At 41.9% G+C, this 14,874-nt stretch carries 23 protein-coding genes and 1 pseudogene; 19 read left to right on the top strand and 5 right to left on the bottom strand.

All coding sequences use genetic code 11. The annotated features are described in order from the left end of the window. Nucleotides 1-129 precede the first annotated feature (129 nt). The 5 genes from IRY55_RS04750 (at nucleotide 130) to IRY55_RS04730 (ending at nucleotide 3,602) form a co-directional block, all read left to right on the top strand. Nucleotides 130-849 carry a dihydropteridine reductase gene (locus IRY55_RS04750; protein ID WP_194562096.1) on the top strand — a complete coding sequence of 240 codons (720 nt, stop codon included), beginning with the start codon at nucleotides 130-132 and terminating at the stop codon, nucleotides 847-849. A gap of 73 nt (nucleotides 850-922) precedes the next feature. Next, nucleotides 923-1,738 carry a transglutaminase domain-containing protein gene (locus IRY55_RS04745; RefSeq protein ID WP_194562095.1) on the top strand — a complete coding sequence of 272 codons (816 nt, stop codon included), beginning with the start codon at nucleotides 923-925 and terminating at the stop codon, nucleotides 1,736-1,738. 121 nt (nucleotides 1,739-1,859) lie between these two features. After that, nucleotides 1,860-2,387: an RNA polymerase sigma factor gene (locus tag IRY55_RS04740; protein ID WP_194562094.1), complete on the top strand. Its 528-nt coding sequence runs from the start codon at nucleotides 1,860-1,862 to the stop codon at nucleotides 2,385-2,387. Further along, nucleotides 2,365-3,240, top strand: a complete 876-nt coding sequence (locus IRY55_RS04735; RefSeq protein ID WP_194562093.1) for a hypothetical protein — start codon at nucleotides 2,365-2,367, stop codon at nucleotides 3,238-3,240. The genes IRY55_RS04740 and IRY55_RS04735 overlap by 23 nt, the downstream gene beginning before the upstream one ends. After that, the gene (locus tag IRY55_RS04730) at nucleotides 3,237-3,602 is read left to right on the top strand and encodes a hypothetical protein (RefSeq protein ID WP_194562092.1); all 366 of its coding nucleotides are present in this window, start codon (nucleotides 3,237-3,239) and stop codon (nucleotides 3,600-3,602) included. Before IRY55_RS04735 ends, IRY55_RS04730 begins: the two co-directional genes overlap by 4 nt. A 104-nt stretch (nucleotides 3,603-3,706) precedes the next feature. On the opposite strand, the pseudogene IRY55_RS04725 reads toward IRY55_RS04730, so the two are convergent. Continuing rightward, nucleotides 3,707-3,868 (bottom strand): annotated as a pseudogene (locus IRY55_RS04725) (KGG domain-containing protein); the annotation flags it as partial. Nucleotides 3,869-4,328: 460 nt separating this feature from the next. On the opposite strand from IRY55_RS04725, the gene IRY55_RS04720 reads away from it, so the two are divergent. From IRY55_RS04720 to IRY55_RS04695, 6 genes are all read left to right on the top strand, one after another. Next, entirely contained in the window at nucleotides 4,329-4,583 is a 255-nt protein-coding gene (locus IRY55_RS04720) for a hypothetical protein (protein ID WP_194562090.1), read from the top strand. Nucleotides 4,584-4,924: 341 nt separating this feature from the next. After that, nucleotides 4,925-6,079 (top strand): iron-containing alcohol dehydrogenase, encoded by a 1,155-nt coding sequence (locus tag IRY55_RS04715; protein WP_194562089.1) that lies wholly within the window; start codon nucleotides 4,925-4,927, stop codon nucleotides 6,077-6,079. A gap of 120 nt (nucleotides 6,080-6,199) precedes the next feature. After that, a complete protein-coding gene (locus IRY55_RS04710; RefSeq protein WP_194562088.1) occupies nucleotides 6,200-6,469 on the top strand; it encodes a hypothetical protein in 270 nt (89 codons plus the stop codon). After that, nucleotides 6,466-6,846, top strand: coding sequence for a fluoride efflux transporter FluC (locus IRY55_RS04705; protein ID WP_194562087.1), 381 nt, complete (start codon nucleotides 6,466-6,468; stop codon nucleotides 6,844-6,846). Before IRY55_RS04710 ends, IRY55_RS04705 begins: the two co-directional genes overlap by 4 nt. Beyond that, nucleotides 6,843-7,175, top strand: coding sequence for a fluoride efflux transporter FluC (locus IRY55_RS04700; protein WP_194562086.1), 333 nt, complete (start codon nucleotides 6,843-6,845; stop codon nucleotides 7,173-7,175). Before IRY55_RS04705 ends, IRY55_RS04700 begins: the two co-directional genes overlap by 4 nt. Nucleotides 7,176-7,237: 62 nt before the next feature. After that, nucleotides 7,238-7,549: a hypothetical protein gene (locus IRY55_RS04695; protein WP_194562085.1), complete on the top strand. Its 312-nt coding sequence runs from the start codon at nucleotides 7,238-7,240 to the stop codon at nucleotides 7,547-7,549. A gap of 11 nt (nucleotides 7,550-7,560) precedes the next feature. Here IRY55_RS04695 and IRY55_RS04690 read toward each other — a convergent pair whose 3' ends face one another. Further along, nucleotides 7,561-8,568, bottom strand: a complete 1,008-nt coding sequence (locus IRY55_RS04690) for an aromatic acid exporter family protein (protein WP_194562084.1) — start codon at nucleotides 8,566-8,568, stop codon at nucleotides 7,561-7,563. Nucleotides 8,569-8,761: 193 nt separating this feature from the next. Between IRY55_RS04690 and IRY55_RS04685 the strand changes: the two genes are divergently transcribed. Further along, entirely contained in the window at nucleotides 8,762-8,977 is a 216-nt protein-coding gene (locus tag IRY55_RS04685) for a DUF3955 domain-containing protein (RefSeq protein ID WP_194562083.1), read from the top strand. 24 nt (nucleotides 8,978-9,001) lie between these two features. Here the strand turns inward: IRY55_RS04685 and IRY55_RS04680 are convergent, their stop codons facing one another. From IRY55_RS04680 to IRY55_RS04670, 3 genes are read right to left on the bottom strand one after another with little or no spacing between them, the layout of a single operon-like run. Beyond that, the gene (locus IRY55_RS04680; protein WP_194562082.1) at nucleotides 9,002-9,637 is read right to left on the bottom strand and encodes a phosphatase PAP2 family protein; all 636 of its coding nucleotides are present in this window, start codon (nucleotides 9,635-9,637) and stop codon (nucleotides 9,002-9,004) included. Continuing rightward, on the bottom strand, nucleotides 9,634-10,557 hold the full coding sequence (locus IRY55_RS04675; protein WP_194562081.1) for an LCP family glycopolymer transferase: 924 nt from the start codon (nucleotides 10,555-10,557) through the stop codon (nucleotides 9,634-9,636). Before IRY55_RS04675 ends, IRY55_RS04680 begins: the two co-directional genes overlap by 4 nt. 12 nt (nucleotides 10,558-10,569) lie before the next feature. Then, a complete protein-coding gene (locus IRY55_RS04670; RefSeq protein WP_194562080.1) occupies nucleotides 10,570-11,169 on the bottom strand; it encodes a DUF1232 domain-containing protein in 600 nt (199 codons plus the stop codon). Nucleotides 11,170-11,280: 111 nt separating this feature from the next. On the opposite strand from IRY55_RS04670, the gene IRY55_RS04665 reads away from it, so the two are divergent. The 7 genes from IRY55_RS04665 to IRY55_RS04635 all read left to right on the top strand — a co-directional run bounded on the left by IRY55_RS04665 (nucleotide 11,281) and on the right by IRY55_RS04635 (nucleotide 14,843). Then, nucleotides 11,281-11,634 (top strand): hypothetical protein, encoded by a 354-nt coding sequence (locus tag IRY55_RS04665; protein ID WP_194562079.1) that lies wholly within the window; start codon nucleotides 11,281-11,283, stop codon nucleotides 11,632-11,634. Nucleotides 11,635-11,681: 47 nt separating this feature from the next. Beyond that, complete coding sequence (locus tag IRY55_RS04660) at nucleotides 11,682-12,164, top strand: nucleoside 2-deoxyribosyltransferase (RefSeq protein WP_194562078.1); 483 nt, start codon at nucleotides 11,682-11,684, stop codon at nucleotides 12,162-12,164. Next, complete coding sequence (locus IRY55_RS04655) at nucleotides 12,154-12,900, top strand: class I SAM-dependent DNA methyltransferase (RefSeq protein ID WP_194562077.1); 747 nt, start codon at nucleotides 12,154-12,156, stop codon at nucleotides 12,898-12,900. Before IRY55_RS04660 ends, IRY55_RS04655 begins: the two co-directional genes overlap by 11 nt. 74 nt (nucleotides 12,901-12,974) lie before the next feature. Then, complete coding sequence (locus IRY55_RS04650; protein WP_194562076.1) at nucleotides 12,975-13,520, top strand: DUF1269 domain-containing protein; 546 nt, start codon at nucleotides 12,975-12,977, stop codon at nucleotides 13,518-13,520. A gap of 123 nt (nucleotides 13,521-13,643) precedes the next feature. Then, nucleotides 13,644-14,093, top strand: coding sequence for a hypothetical protein (locus tag IRY55_RS04645; RefSeq protein WP_194562075.1), 450 nt, complete (start codon nucleotides 13,644-13,646; stop codon nucleotides 14,091-14,093). Further along, nucleotides 14,090-14,551: a GNAT family N-acetyltransferase gene (locus IRY55_RS04640; protein WP_194562074.1), complete on the top strand. Its 462-nt coding sequence runs from the start codon at nucleotides 14,090-14,092 to the stop codon at nucleotides 14,549-14,551. The genes IRY55_RS04645 and IRY55_RS04640 overlap by 4 nt, the downstream gene beginning before the upstream one ends. Before the next feature lie 43 nt (nucleotides 14,552-14,594). Next, a complete protein-coding gene (locus IRY55_RS04635; RefSeq protein WP_194562073.1) occupies nucleotides 14,595-14,843 on the top strand; it encodes a hypothetical protein in 249 nt (82 codons plus the stop codon). The last annotated feature ends 31 nt before the right edge of the window (nucleotides 14,844-14,874 follow it).

The following is a 14,874-nucleotide window of genomic DNA, read 5'->3' as shown; positions in this document are numbered from 1 at the left end:
GGCTGAACGAGAAAAATCGGGAGATTGTCCATTTTTGGATAAAATCTCTCTTTTTTACGTGCATTTATGTTGAGAATGATTATCAATACATGTATAGTGAGCGGTAACATCGAGTGAAGGAGAATGAATATGCAAATTTATTGGACGACGATTGAAGAGATTATTGAGGAAACACCACAAGTAAAAACGTATTTATTGAAAGTGCCAGAAGGGTTTACGTGGGAAGAAGGGGCGCATACACATTTCGCTTTAGAAGGATTTAACGCAGGAGAAAAACCGAATCGCAGCCTCATTCGTCACATGTCAATTTCTACATTGCCAAATGAGAATTACATCGGCATTACGACACGTATTAAAGAACAATGTTCGGAGTTTAAGTCGATTTTGCGCAATATGGAGCGAGGCGAAAAAGTAGCGATTTTTAAAACGTCATCGAATGTTCCGTTTAAACGACATGTTCCAAATGTTTACTTATTATCATCAGGAGTTGGACTTGCGACATTCCGTCCGCTCATTTTGCAATATTTAGAAGATCAAACAGGAATTGAGAAATTGCATTCTTTAAACGTCGACTCAACGAAAGATTATTTATATCCGAATGTTTTTGAATCGGTGGAGGGACATCATCAGCTCATTTCGGAATTTGTCGATAATCGCGCATACTATTACGAACGTGTGAAACAGTTAGCGGAAGATCGAGACGGACTATTTTACATCGTCGGTAGCGACCCATTTTTAGAACAAAATATTGAGATTTTACGAGCTGCGGGAATTGCGCCAGACCAAATGATGCTAGACAAACATCCTCACCAACGAGAAGCGTTCTTTACACAAGAAGAAATGGCTTAAGGTGAAACATGCAAAGGAAGCGAAACATACTTCCTTTGCATGTTTTGTTATATACTGCAGTAGGGGTGTTCCTATGGTGCTGTTCGGAGTGATACTCATTATTTTCATCACAACATATGTTTTAGGCAATCGAAAACGCTCGCCTTTATACGAGGAATGGGTGACGATGACCGAGAAGCGTTGGGCTGAGCAATATCCTACACTTTATAAAGAAGTGAAACGAGAAATGATGCACGGCGCTCAAAGTTATGTTTTTTCTCTACAAGACATCGATGGAGAAACGATGGATGACATGATCGAATGTCTCGTCGAATGTAGTCGGCAAGAGACGTATGTGGACAGTTGGGAGTTATGGGAAGATGAGGACGAGGGAGAAATTCGGTTCGACTATGAACTTCCGCGAGAAGAGATTGAACGACAGCGACAAATTGTTCAACGAGAAGTGAAACGAATCATTCATCGCGTTATTCACAGCGACATGACCGATACAGAACGTGTCAAGGCGCTCTATGATGATGTCGTGACGCAAGTCGTATACGATGACGATTTGGCGGAACGAGAAGCGGGCATTGATGCATATGGCTATCATTGTTCGAATACTGCTTACGGAGCGCTGACCGAACGAATGGCCGTATGTGAAGGGTTTGCTAGACTATTCGTCGCTTTATTAGATGCTGTCCATATTGAAAACTATTACGTCCAAGGCGTGAGTGACGGAGAAGGGCATGCGTGGAATCTCGTTAATATTGACGGTCAGTACGTCTATTTCGATGCGACGACGGATGCGAGAACACCTCATGAAGCACTTGCCATAACGTATGAAGATTTTCTCGTCCGAGGAAAGCAGCTCGACTATGAATGGAACGATCGAGACTATCCGCGCACGTAGTTGTTTTTGAATAGAAAAAGTAGGGAAAAGATATCGTATAAAGCGATGTCTTTTTTATTTTTTAAAAAAGTGTATACTTTTTCGTTCGTCATTCGTTATAAAGGTGAAAGGGGGAAAAGGAGTGGCCGAACAGACATTAGAACAGCTTTACGAAGAGAAAGCGCAACTCATTTTTAATTATTTGCGCAAGCTCGGTTGTCCGCGAGAAGATGCGGAAGATATCGTGCAAGTGACATTTTCAAAAGCGATTGAACAATGGATTCATATCGCCACCGATCAACCGTCTGCCTGGTTGTTTCGCGTCGCCATTCATCATTATTATGATCTGTATCGCCATCGCCAAGCTTTTCCTCACTTACAAGTCGATGAAACATTGATGGAACGATTGCTTCCGGGAATGGCAGAAGAAGGTGAAGCGAGTGTGCTCAAAAAAGAAGCACAAGAAGAGTTTCGCCATACTTTACAACAGATGAACCGTGCGTATGCTCATATTTTACTATTGAAATATGAAGCCGAATATAGCTACGAAGAGATTGGACAGTTGTTACAGATGAAGGAAGATTATGTGCGCACTTCCTTATATCGTGCGCGCAAACAGTTTAAACAACATTGGGAGGAACGAGTATATGGAAAAACGGGAACGATTTGAATTAGATTCGAACGTCATTCAAAAAGCGCGTCGCAAAAGTTATCGCAATATGGTCCTTGCCAGTTTCATCGTCGTCGTGACAATTGTTGTGACGAGTAGTTTACTCGCTTGGCAATGGAATAATTGGCGATTGCACGAGAAGATGGTCGATACAGAATTGCGCTATGACGTATACGGGATGAATCGTTACATCGGAAACTTTGAAGAGAAAGTACGTCCGTGGGGAGCGGAAGCGAAAGCGCCAACGTATTCACTCGTTGCCAATCGACCGGCAAATACCGCAAGGCTCGAGTCTCCTTTTCATGAACCGCGTGCGTATATCGAACCGAGTGAGACGGTGAGATATTTGCAAAATGGTCGCAAATTAAAAATGTGGTACGCTCCGTCTGCGTCGTACGGTGAGCTAGCGAATGAACGCGCTCAGCTGCTTCACATGCCCGAGACGAAACGATTGGAATTAGCGGTTTCTTTAGACCGGTCTTATTCCGTGGAAGAATGGAACTCGCGTTTCGGTTCACTTGAAGTCGCTTATTGGTTGGAAGATGGTGCGGAAGCAGAAAGCGATGAACCAATCGATGAACGTTTTGCAGTTGGTGTGTCGATAACGAATGAAGCAGGAAAGCGTTACGCCTCTCCTTTTGACCAGTTCGTAGAAGATGCGACGCGTTATGTGGAGCGGACGAAGGATACGTATGTAGGAAAGGTGCTCGAAGCGTATAAAAAAGAACCGCGCATACGTGGCGTGTTACTCGTCGGCAGTCCGAATGAGTTGTACGAAGCGACCGAGTCTGAAGCGGTGCGTGCAACGAGTATTGGCGCCATCATTGATTATTATGAGGAGGAAGTACAATGAATAAAACATTACAATGGATTTTAACGATAGCGATTGGGCTTGTCATTATCAGTTTAGCTTGGCCGATCGCTTCATTTTCACTTTTTGGTACGGCGGAAGGAACGTCGATTTTTTCGATTGATTACGCGATCGCCTTTTTATTAATGATCATTCCGTTATTCGTTGTCGGATTGCTCGCTGTGTCGACGTATCGCGGGGTGACGAAATGGGTGTATGCCGGCTACGGCTTAGCGACTATTGAAATGCTCGTTTTAGCAGGGCTCGTCTTTAGTTCTCTACCCTTTACTATATTCGTTATCGGAATTTTATTTGTCAGCGCAACGAGTGTGTACGGACTCGTTCAATTGAAAAAAGAAAGATAAAAATAAGCGCTCCCTTTAAAAGGGGCGCTTATTTTATAAACCTTCGTCTCTGTGAGGGAGTGCGTGCAAATAGTGTGAAGGGAAGAGACAAAGGGAATCAATGATTAATGATTATTCTTTTTTTGGTTGTTGTTACTGCTGTTGTTATTGCTGTTGTTATTATTGTTATTTTCTGCGTTTGCCTTTCCGCCTTTACTTCCAATTTCTTCGTAAAATTCGCGGTCATGGTTGCGTGATGTCGCTTCGCCACCTTTACGTCCAGCTTCTTCCACTGTCATGTTCCCGTCTTTGTTATTGTTGTTATTATTGTTGTTATTATTTTTAGCCATGTTAGTTCTCTCCTTTGAATTGTATAGTAAACCAATGTCTAAGAAACAAACTGTCCAAGGGCTTTTTAACATCTTCCAACGACAACTGAGGCGAGTAATGCATCGGATGTTTTGCGTTTAGTCAATCAGAAAATAACCCCTCCTTTAATCGTGATTATTGAGTGGTTACCCGGTTAAAATGTGAGTAAACATTTATTTTAAAATTATTTTTCGAAAAATAAACGAAAGAGAATCGTCAATTCATTCTAAACATTGTACAATGAACAAGAAACGTTGGACGATCGATTTTCTCTACAGTCATTGGCCGTATAATGAATGGTTAGACGATATGCTTATGATGGGACGAAGTGGGCAAAGGATCATCGAATGAATTTGAATGAGAAAAGAGCGTGGAATGATGACAAGTTTATTTGTTAATATTATTTTTTTATTTCCGTATAGCCAAATCGTTTTATTCGTAGTGGGCTATGCATTAAGTATTTTAGCGAATGTGCAGCGTGCTCAAAATGATATGATGCCGATGAGTTATGTGCCGTATCGTCAAGCGAGAATGGATTGGAAATTAGCCGATACATTAGCGCTCGTCGCTTTCGGTTTTGCGATTTTTACAGCAGTCGCCTATTTATTTATCGCGGGCTCTATTCAAGGATAAGGATTATTTGAAAGCAGCATAAATAAAATGACAGGAGCGATTTATCGAAAGGTAGATCGCTCTTTTTTTGTAGGAACGAGTAAAAATCAGTGTCATATAGAAAAAGTGAACGTTAAGTTAGAATAGTATTTTTATAAAGTATAATATCTCTACCTAAAGATAATAAAGAATAGTTTATTTATGTCAAAAACCTAATAATCAGGCGATTCTAAACAGTTTTATTGCTTTTATTATGAGCAAAATGATTGATAGACACATGTAATCATCCTATACTTAAACTATTCTACAAGAACGTTAAAACGTCAATCTCACTTGTGGAATTTACTCAAGGAGGATGCCTTATGGCTAAACAAAGTTCATTTTCAATGCCGACAACGAATCTTTTCGGTGCTGGCGCAATTCAAGAAACGGGAGTCCGTTTAAAAGGAGCAGGCGCTAAAAAAGTATTGTTAGTGACAGACGAAGGCTTATTCAATTTAGGATTAGCTGACAAAATTGCTGACATTATTAAAGCGGAAAATATCGAAGTTGAAATCTTCCCGAAAGCAGAGCCAAACCCAACGGATCAAAATGTTGCAGAAGGTGTGGAAGCATTCAAAGCAGCAAACTGTGATTCACTCGTCTCATTAGGTGGCGGGTCAAGCCATGACGCTGCAAAAGGTATCGGAATTGTCGCATCAAACGGTGGCACAATTCATGACTACGAAGGTGTAGACAAATCAGAACACCCGATGGTTCCATTAGTTGCGATCAATACGACAGCAGGAACAGCAAGTGAAATGACGAAATTTACGATCATTACAGACGTTGCACGTCATGTGAAAATGGCGATCGTGGACAAACACGTTACACCATTCGTCTCAATCAATGACCCTGAGTTAATGTACGGTCTTCCACCAGCATTAACAGCAGCGACTGGTCTTGATGCATTAACGCACGCAGTGGAAGCTTACGTATCAGTTGATGCGAACCCATTAACAGATTCAGCAGCTGAAAAAGTATTCGAATTAATTCCAACATACTTACCACGTGCTTATGCGAACGGTCAAGATGCAGAAGCTCGTGAAATGATGGTATACGCTCAATTTTTAGGTGGAATGGCGTTCAATAACGCAGGTCTTGGCTACGTTCACGCAATCGCTCACCAAATGGGTGGATTCTACAACTTACCACATGGTGTATGTAACGCATTATTATTACCGTACGTATGTAAGTTCAACTTAGTCGGACGCGAAGAGCGTTTCGCTAAAATTGCACACTACTTAGGCGAAAACATCGAAGGTCTTTCAACATTAGAAGCAGCTGAAAAAGCGATCGAACGTATCGAACGTTTAGCAACAGACCTCGGCATTCCAGAAGGATTCGCAGAGCTCGGTGCGAAAGAAGAAGACATTCCAACACTCGCAGCGAACGCAATGAAAGACGTAACAGCAGCAACAAACCCACGTCGTGCTCGCGTTGAACAAATTGAAGAAATTATTCGTCAAGCGATGTAAGCAACAAAACGTAACCAGTTTCTCTTTTAAGAGAAGCTGGTTTTTTATCGTTTTCTGAAAAGTAGTTGAGTTTTCCTAATCACTTGTGGAATAATGGTACAAACGAAAGGGGGAATGGGGATGGAATATCGTTTAGCCATTTACCAACAATTTAAAGAAGAAGGGAAACCATCGATTGAAGAAAAGCATGCGACGTCTACATTGTATGATGCGCTGATGTGGTTTTCAGACGAAACGACACGTTTAGGGATTACGGAAGACCGCATTGAAGTAGGAGCGTTAAATCAGTGGGTGGACGTAGAAGAACCGGTCAGCTATCGTTACATGTTAGAATTACATGTAAAAAACCCGTTAGGTGAATACGTTCCGTTTAAAACATTAAACGGATGACGAAACGCAATCTTTTGTTTGTTGTCGTCGGCGGTGCACTAGGGGCGGCTTGTCGGTACGGAGTCGATGTCGTATGGGGAGTGGCACTCACGTCATATGTTCGATTGCTATTCATTAACGGTATCGGAACTTTTGTGCTCGGACTTTGGACGACTGTAGAAGTACCTTGGAAAGAGCGTTGGCATCCACTCATTGCGACAGGTTTTTTAAGTTCATTTACGACGATGTCTGCCGTACACGTTCATTTACTCGAGCGCACATTAGACGAACCGTTACTCGGTCTTATTTTATTCATTTTTATTTTTTTCGTCGGGTTTATTAGTGCGATGCTCGGGCTAGTCGTAGGTGATCTGTGTAAAAGGAGGCGGTCGTCATGATGCTCGTTATATTTGGAGGAGCGCTCGGAGCCCTGGCGCGTTACGTTCTTCAAAGCGCGATGCAAGATGAAAGTCGTGCACTCGTCTGGACGAATAATATCGGTTCTATGTTGTTCGGATGGTTGGTCGCACTCGCTGTACGAGAGCCGCTTTATTTAGCATTCGGCATCGGTTTTTGCGGGGCTTTTACGACATTTTCTACTGTCTTCGTTCAGTTAGCACAACAGTGGAGAGCGAAACAGTATGCGCTTTTTTTCTCTTTTCTGATGAAAAGTACGCTTGAAGGTTTTCTATTTGCGACACTCGGATATTTTATCGGAATACTTTAAACACTCTACTTTTATAGTAGGGTGTTTTCTGTTATTTACGAACTATAGCGGCAACGATTGAATTGTCTAGAGTGAAAGACAAATTGAATGAAAAATCGGTCGATGTGTTCGGCGATATGAAAATATGTCTCCAAAAAGAAGATGAACTTCAACAAGTCGCTATATTGAAAGAAGTTCCGACGCAAATGGCATCGGAACGAAACCGTCCCCGTGAGGAGTATTTTGAACGTACTGCTTCGAATGAAACGAATATCGACGAAGTAATTGCGAAAGTGGAAGCTGCACTTTGGATTGACCGACTCATTTATCATGATTGGCGTGGGGCGACACGTCTTCAAAATTATGTGAATTTAAATACGAAACCGTCCAATTAAAAACGAGCACTTTACGATATCGTAGGGTGCTCGTTTTCGAAGCATTTAGCCATTTGTTCATAAAGTGCGATTAATTCATACAATAAAGTCATTTCAGGCGGAATCGTTTCGAATGTGGACGTATGGGTCGGCGCGAACAATTGCTGCGTCAACTGTAATACTTCAGCCGTATGTGTTTCGTGATCAAATGGTGTTTGTTGAATACGCAAAATGAGTCGCTCGATCGATTCAGTAATCATTTCACGGTCTTGTTTTGTCCACGTTAAATGAGTAGTCGAAGTATGCATCATATTTTCGATATGATAGACAACTTGTTCGAGTCGATGTAACTGCTCCATTTGCCATTCTAAATTTTCTTGGTCATGGGAGACGAACGGATGGAAATTGTCTTTCTCTTGAAAGTGGGCCAATGCTTCCGCTTGAGCAATTTCTTTTCGCGTTTGTTTCGTTAAACCGAGCACCGTTTCAGTGAAATCTGGGTCAGCATCCGTAAAATGACGGCCTGTCCAACTGAGGAGGGCATGTATATTTTTTTGGATGCGTGTAATTCGCGAGTCAATTTCTCTCGTATAGTCTGGGGGAAGGACGAACATATTGACGGCTGTAGAAACGAGCAGTCCTATCGTTGTCGCTCCGAGTCGCACGCCGAATGATGCTAAAAACTCTCCTTGTACCGCATCGACCATCGCGACCGCTGTCAATGTTGCGACTAATAATCCATCATGTAATTTTAGTTTATAGCTCGTTGCAATTGTGAAGACAGCTGATAAAGCATATGTAATAGGTGCATGACCGAAAATCGATACGAAAGTGACCGTGTAAAACGCGCCAATTGCGGACGCGGGAAAACGGACAAACCCTTTGCGAATCGAGTCTGAAACGGTCGGTTCAATCGTAACAATCGCTGTGATGACAGCGAATGCAGGTGACCAACCGAGGGCGTCGCAAATAAATGCGGTCAAAAAAGCAGCGATACCCGTTTTAATAATACGACCACCGCGCGTAGGGAAGCGGATCATGCCATCAAACTCCTTTTATTCGTAAGCTGTATTCCAGTATAACATGTCCGTCATGCATCGCAATGAAATGATGCGTGATTATCGCTTGTCTCCATCGCAATGGAAGAGAAAATGAGCAAAAAGCGAACGTTTGAAACTTTTGGAAAAGTGCTACGTCCTTTTAAATAAGAAGTGATAGAAAGAAGGAATGTTTATGCGTGTACGCTTAGGATGGACTTTTGCTTTAATCGTTTTAAGTGGTATGATGCTTTTTACGCATTCGACGACAAGTTATATCGATTCAAATGGAATTCTTCATGAACCCTTTTTCTTTTTTGTTCCTCTCACTTATAGTGTACTAGGGAGCCTTGTGCTTTTCTGGGGTTTACACGGAATGATTGCGTATGTGCAACGTCATCGAACAGCTTAATAATAGAAAAAACCAATCCCCTCCTTATGACTTAGGCGAGGATTGGTTTTTATTTTTGAAAATCGGTAAGGCGAGTGTATAACAAATGACTGTGATACTTAAAAATGCAGCTGCGAGTACATCTGTTGCAAAGTGCGCGCCTAAATACGTGCGACTAAAAGCTACGGCGAATGGCAGAGCGGCGAGCGTCATCGTCAGCTGTTTTTTATAAGGCATTTGCTTTTTAGAATAAAAGACAAATAGTAATAAAATACCGTAAATCGCGACAGCCCCCATCGTATGCCCACTCGGAAAACTGGAACCGGTCACTTCGACGATGCGTTCTACTGGGGGACGTTCGCGCTCGATGATGCGCTTAAACAATTGATTGACTATAATATAGCCTGTATAAATCGTACCGAGGATGATCGCATTTCGCTTTTTGTTAAATTTCACAAAGTAGATCATCGTTCCGAAAACAATGAAGGATAAAAATAAAATATCCCCAAATATAGTGAATAAGCGCATGAGCCATTGCAGTGGTGAAAATTGAATCGTCTCCATCACATCCATCCACCATTGGTCAAGCCACGTAATATTGTCGTGTAAAATAAAAAATCCAATTGTAGCAAATAAAATTAAACTACTAGATCCGATTATTAAAAAAGTTGCTGAAATCATAAAGTGTCTCCTTCAAGATGAGCTTGAATATTTTGTTGGACACGCTCGCGCTCTTCATCGGGTACCACATGATAATAAACCCCATCAATCCGTTTCCCTTCTCCTTCGATTTCAAAAGTTTCAATCGGGTAATGGCGCCAAGATTGTTGGTAGTTTAAAAACATATTTTTTAGCGTATCGAATGAAATATTCGTCTCTACATTATCGCCTAAAATTGTGAAAAGTTCATCCACTTTCCGCAATGTGTTCATCGAACTCGCTTTTGAAATCACTGCTTGAATGACTTGGCGTTGGCGTTCGTTGCGACCGAAGTCACCACGCGGATCTAATTTACGCATGCGTGCATAGTGGAGTGCGCGTTCTCCGTCTAAGTGAATCGGTCCTTCTTCGTAATAATGAGTCGCCACACTTAATTCATCTCGCTGTTCAAAAGCGAATGGATTATTTACTTCCACCCCTCCGAAAGCATCGACTAGCTCACGAAATCCGTTCATATTCACTTGGATAATGTAATCGATCGGCATATTTAAATATTCTTCTACTGTATGCACAGTCATTTCTGTCCGGCCGTATGCATACGCATGATTTAATTTGTCTGAACGGTTCGTTCCCGCAATGGGGACGTATGTATCGCGCGGTAAGTTAAAAGCGAGAATCGATTCAGTCATTGGGTTGACAGATACATAGATGATAGAGTCTGCGCGTCCTGGATCACCTGGGCGATCACCAATGCCGAGGAGCAGCACATTAAAAGCTTCTGTAATCGGGCGCACTTCAGGGCGTTCTTCTTCAAAAGTGAAATTCGTATTCATTTCGGCGACAACTTGTTGAGCTCGGTCGTAATGGTAGTACGCATAACTAAAAGCACTCACACCGATGATACTCAAGGCGATGAGTGTGACAATGAACCATTTTTTCATCATTTAACTTCCTTACAATTGATTTAATTTTTGAGAAGCGAGTTGAATCGCTAATGCATCATCGATATAGCCAATCGCAAATAAATAATCAGGGATGAGATCGAGCGGTGCGATAAAGTATAATAAAGCCCCACCTAAAATAGCGAGCTCTAGTGTAGGACGTTCTCGTTCACGGAATTGTTCGAAAAATGTTTGAATCGTTGTTAACCACTTTCCTTTTTGATTTAAAGTATTTATTTTTTTAGAAAATTTTTGTTCGACTTCTTCACGTCCTGCTTCGTCTATACTTTGTTGTTCGTATGAATGGAGCAAAGTGTGCAATTCGCTTTGCCACTGTGATTCACTCATTTGAGTAACATCGCTAATTTCATGTGCAATTTGTTGTAAATAAGGGGGCGTACGTTCAATCGGATAACCGGCAGCATGCAGTACGTCATTCATCGAGCAATTCAAACTTTCCGCAATCTTTTCGGCATGTTGAAGTGTAAGGGGACGTTTGCCGTTCATCATTTTTGATAAAGTCGCCACATCAATCGTCGTTTGCTCGCTTAAATAACGTAAAGACCAATCTCGTGCAATCAGTTGTTTTGTCATCCATCGCTTGAAATCCAAACATTTTCCCTCCTTGTCGTAAACTCCTTTCATTTTAAAAGACTGTTGACATATTGTCAACGAGTTTTGAACGTTGAGAAAAGGGGATAAGAAAATAAGGAGGAGATACGTATGAAGAAAGGAATATTCATTCTTGTCTTAAGCAGTTTATTATGGATTGGGGCATGTGGCAAAGGTGCCGATATAAATCCAGATGCTGAAGGACCGACGAATCGTGAAACGCCGAACCAACCTGCAGTGACAGAAACGGTGAGTGGAATCGTAGAGACAATTGTTGGAACGGACGTCACGGTTGATGTGACAGAAGGTGTCGTAACAGGACGAGTAGTTTTTCATATGGCGAATGTCGATGGAGATGCTTTTAAAAATTTAAAAGAAGGCGACACTATTGAAGTCGTCTTCAATGGTGTTGTCACAGACTCCATTCCACCGCAAGCGACGGCGAGCGATTTTTCTAAAAAATGATGTTGAATTGAATGAAACCCGGCTATAATGGAGATGAGGTGACTAAAATGAAAGCATATTTAGCAAACGGTTTATTTTCATTAGCCGATCGAATGGTGAACGAAGCCTGTGCGAAACAATTGCGAGAAGCCATTCCACAGATTGAACTGTACGTTCCACAAGAAAACCCAGCAATCAATGACAAAACAGCATTTGCAACGAGTGAACAAATTGCGGAAGCGGATTTACAAGCACTAGAAGAAAGCGACGTGTTAATCGCGTTTTTAGACGGAGTAGAAATCGATTCAGGCGTCGCAGCCGAAATTGGTTATTTTGCAAGTCTCGGTCGTCCGATTGTCGGCGTGTTCACAGACGTGCGTCAACAAGGGCGGACGAATGAGAAAAAAATCAATATTTTACAAGAAGACGCGACGGAAAATCAATTTGTGTATCGCAATTTATTCGTCGTCGGTTTAATTAAGAAAAATGGCATCATCGTTGATTCATTAGAACGTGTCGTAGAAGAAGTGAGGGCTTGCGATGTTTGTTGATTACGGTCCGCTAAGCACAGCATATTATGAAGCGACAAAGCCTGTCGGTTATTCGATTGGTGGCGATCTCGAATATTATCAATCGCGCTTAGCGAATGTGCGCGGGAAAGTGTTAGAAGCGGGTGTCGGAACAGGGCGCTTGTTCATCCCGCTCGCGCAAGCTGGGTTTCAAATGGAAGGCATCGAACTGTCCGAAGAGATGCTGGCGATTTGTCGCGCCCATTGCAAAACGCATCGTGTAGAAGGAAAATTGATACAAGGGGATTTGCTCACACTCAATCAACAAAATGTGTACGAGGCCATCATCATGCCGACGGGCTCTGTCGGATTGTTAGGGAGTGACCTTGAACCGTTATTCCGTCAATTTTATGAGGCGTTACAAGAAGGTGGACGCGCGATTGTCGACTTTGCGTTTCCGACAGATTGGTCGAATGTTCCGACAACGTCTGTCGTTCCTTTAACGGCAACGAGCGGTTTGACACTTGAAAGCAAACCGTTGTCAATTGACTGGATTGAGCAGTCGACGACGACTTTACTCAAATATGAAAAATGGCAAAACGGTCGCTGTATCGAAACAGAATTGCAATCGTTTACATTATATTGGCATAAGATGGACACGATTAAAAAGTTACTACATGAAATTGGGTTTAGAAAAGTCCATCTTTCCAGTAACTATATCTATAATAAAGCGCCCGATGTACAAAGTGATATTGTAACGATTGAAGCGACAAAATAATGGAAAATGTTTGAAATCTCCTTCGGAAGGGTATTATACTAATATATAGACTAAAAAGAAGGAGAGTGGAAAAGATGGAAAAGCGTGTAATTGTCATGACATTTGATGAAAATAGTAAAGCATACGAAGCATTTGCGAAGTTAAAAACAGAAAGTCGCCTTGGAAAAATTGAAATCGAACAACTAGCAATCGTCGAGAATGTGAAAGATGAAGGGTTTAAAATTTTAGAAGGTGCTGACTTGACTGGAAGCGATCGTTTATTTGCGGGAGGATTAATTGGCGCATTTGTCGGAATGTTTGGCGGACCGCTCGGCTTATTGCTCGGTTGGACGACAGGTTCTTTAATCGGCAGTGTCAGTGATATTCGAGAAGTGGAAGATGCGAACTCCACATTTAGCCGTACTGCGAATGTGCTAACAGAAGAATCTGTCGGCTTGATTGCCATCGCTTCTGAATTTTCACCGAATGTGCTGGATACGTTAATTAAAGAAGAACTCGGCGGAGAAGTCGTTCGTTTTACTTATTCTCAAGTAGAAGATGAGATTGAACGGGCGAAGGAAGCGGAGCGAGAGTTAAAAAAAGAAGCGCGCAGACATTGGCTCAAACGTACAAAAGAATAATGGATTCCACGCCGTGAGACATTTTGTTTCATGGCGTTTTTTTTCTGTTCACTTCGATTGAACGTTAGAAGAAAGCTCGCTATAATAAACAGAATGATGAAATTCAAAGGAGGATGGTCCATCATGTTACAACATATTCAAATGGTGAATCTCGTATTTGAAAATTGTGAAGTGATTCAAGTGCAGCAGAATCAAATTCGCGATTTGCGATTGAGTGGATTAAGTCAACGGCTCGTCGGTAGTTTAGAAACAGGTTTTCATCGTTATTTAGAAGTGGAGGAATTTGAGCTCATTTTAAAAAGTTCACTCCGTCATGATGTGTCCAGTCGCCTTCTTTATTTCGAAGTAGATGGGATGGACAATTTCGAACGCATTCAAAAGTATCATAATTTAGTGTATGTGATGATTACAGATAAAAAGGGAGTAGAAGAGCGGATCGATTTGCCTTGGGATGATGAGGAGAATCGCTGGTTTTATAACACGTTTGAAACGCATATTTATGATGAAGCGAAGGATGAATTGACGATTCGTGTTTCCCCTCATGTCGAAAAGACGAAGGAAAAAGACGCATGAATATTCAGCGAGTGACAGATGCTAGGGTGATATATGACCTAATGCAGAGCGCTTTTGCCCAATATCGCAACGCACCGATTTCTTCGAGCGCTTTAGAAGAGACAAGCGATTCGATTGCCTATGCTCTGTCCAATGGAGAGCGAGCGCTACAATTAAGTGTAGAGGAACGAGTGGAAGCGGTCGTCCGTTATAAAGTGCAGCGTGAGAAACTCACTTTTTTTCGCTTAGCAGTACGCCCTGAAAGTCGCCGCCAAGGCTATGCGAAAGCACTCATTCAACAGTTAGAAACAATTGCTTGCGAAGAACGATTACCGATCATCACGTGTGATGTGCGCATGCATGTGAAAGAAAATATCGAACTTTATGAGAAACTCGGTTACACGAAGGTCGCTCAGAAAGAAATTGAACGTTATGGACATCCTCTAGCCATCGTGACGATGGAGAAGACGCTCCTTTAACAACGAGATTTGTCACCATAAGAAAGAAGGAAGGAGTATCGGAATGATCATCCGAACAGAAAATAGTAATCAGTGTCACGACATTTATTGGAATTTAGGAGGGCTGGAGCAACCTCATACGCAAAGAGAAGTATTACAATTGATCGGCAGTCGCTTTACAGCACATATGGTACAAGAGCCTGAACATATGCAGTGGGTTTTACAAACCTCGATGCCAATACGTGAAATCCCGACATTTGTAGAAGATTTAGTGCGTGCAAAAATTCCGATTTTTGAAATTCGTAAAAAATAATGTCATAAAAAGCGTCCTTATTTCACGAAAG

Origin of the sequence: Savagea serpentis, assembly GCF_015351395.1 — a bacterium.
Taxonomy (GTDB): Bacteria; Bacillota; Bacilli; order Bacillales_A; family Planococcaceae; genus Savagea; species Savagea serpentis.
The sequence above is the reverse complement of the archived record's forward strand: the minus strand, read 5'-3'. Positions and strand labels throughout refer to the sequence as shown.

Coding starts and splice junctions, on each gene's coding strand:
- IRY55_RS04750 (WP_194562096.1), top strand. CDS start 130: ATGCAAATTTATTGGACGACGATTGAAGAGATTATTGAGGAAACACCA.
- IRY55_RS04690 (WP_194562084.1), bottom strand. CDS start 8,568: ATGATCCGCTTCCCTACGCGCGGTGGTCGTATTATTAAAACGGGTATC.
- IRY55_RS04660 (WP_194562078.1), top strand. CDS start 11,682: ATGAAAGCATATTTAGCAAACGGTTTATTTTCATTAGCCGATCGAATG.
- IRY55_RS04655 (WP_194562077.1), top strand. CDS start 12,154: ATGTTTGTTGATTACGGTCCGCTAAGCACAGCATATTATGAAGCGACA.
- IRY55_RS04705 (WP_194562087.1), top strand. CDS start 6,466: ATGACGAAACGCAATCTTTTGTTTGTTGTCGTCGGCGGTGCACTAGGG.
- IRY55_RS04665 (WP_194562079.1), top strand. CDS start 11,281: ATGAAGAAAGGAATATTCATTCTTGTCTTAAGCAGTTTATTATGGATT.
- IRY55_RS04640 (WP_194562074.1), top strand. CDS start 14,090: ATGAATATTCAGCGAGTGACAGATGCTAGGGTGATATATGACCTAATG.
- IRY55_RS04735 (WP_194562093.1), top strand. CDS start 2,365: ATGGAAAAACGGGAACGATTTGAATTAGATTCGAACGTCATTCAAAAA.
- IRY55_RS04720 (WP_194562090.1), top strand. CDS start 4,329: ATGACAAGTTTATTTGTTAATATTATTTTTTTATTTCCGTATAGCCAA.
- IRY55_RS04710 (WP_194562088.1), top strand. CDS start 6,200: ATGGAATATCGTTTAGCCATTTACCAACAATTTAAAGAAGAAGGGAAA.
- IRY55_RS04745 (WP_194562095.1), top strand. CDS start 923: ATGGTGCTGTTCGGAGTGATACTCATTATTTTCATCACAACATATGTT.
- IRY55_RS04700 (WP_194562086.1), top strand. CDS start 6,843: ATGATGCTCGTTATATTTGGAGGAGCGCTCGGAGCCCTGGCGCGTTAC.
- IRY55_RS04730 (WP_194562092.1), top strand. CDS start 3,237: ATGAATAAAACATTACAATGGATTTTAACGATAGCGATTGGGCTTGTC.
- IRY55_RS04685 (WP_194562083.1), top strand. CDS start 8,762: ATGCGTGTACGCTTAGGATGGACTTTTGCTTTAATCGTTTTAAGTGGT.
- IRY55_RS04635 (WP_194562073.1), top strand. CDS start 14,595: ATGATCATCCGAACAGAAAATAGTAATCAGTGTCACGACATTTATTGG.
- IRY55_RS04675 (WP_194562081.1), bottom strand. CDS start 10,557: ATGAAAAAATGGTTCATTGTCACACTCATCGCCTTGAGTATCATCGGT.
- IRY55_RS04650 (WP_194562076.1), top strand. CDS start 12,975: ATGGAAAAGCGTGTAATTGTCATGACATTTGATGAAAATAGTAAAGCA.
- IRY55_RS04645 (WP_194562075.1), top strand. CDS start 13,644: ATGTTACAACATATTCAAATGGTGAATCTCGTATTTGAAAATTGTGAA.
- IRY55_RS04715 (WP_194562089.1), top strand. CDS start 4,925: ATGGCTAAACAAAGTTCATTTTCAATGCCGACAACGAATCTTTTCGGT.
- IRY55_RS04680 (WP_194562082.1), bottom strand. CDS start 9,637: ATGATTTCAGCAACTTTTTTAATAATCGGATCTAGTAGTTTAATTTTA.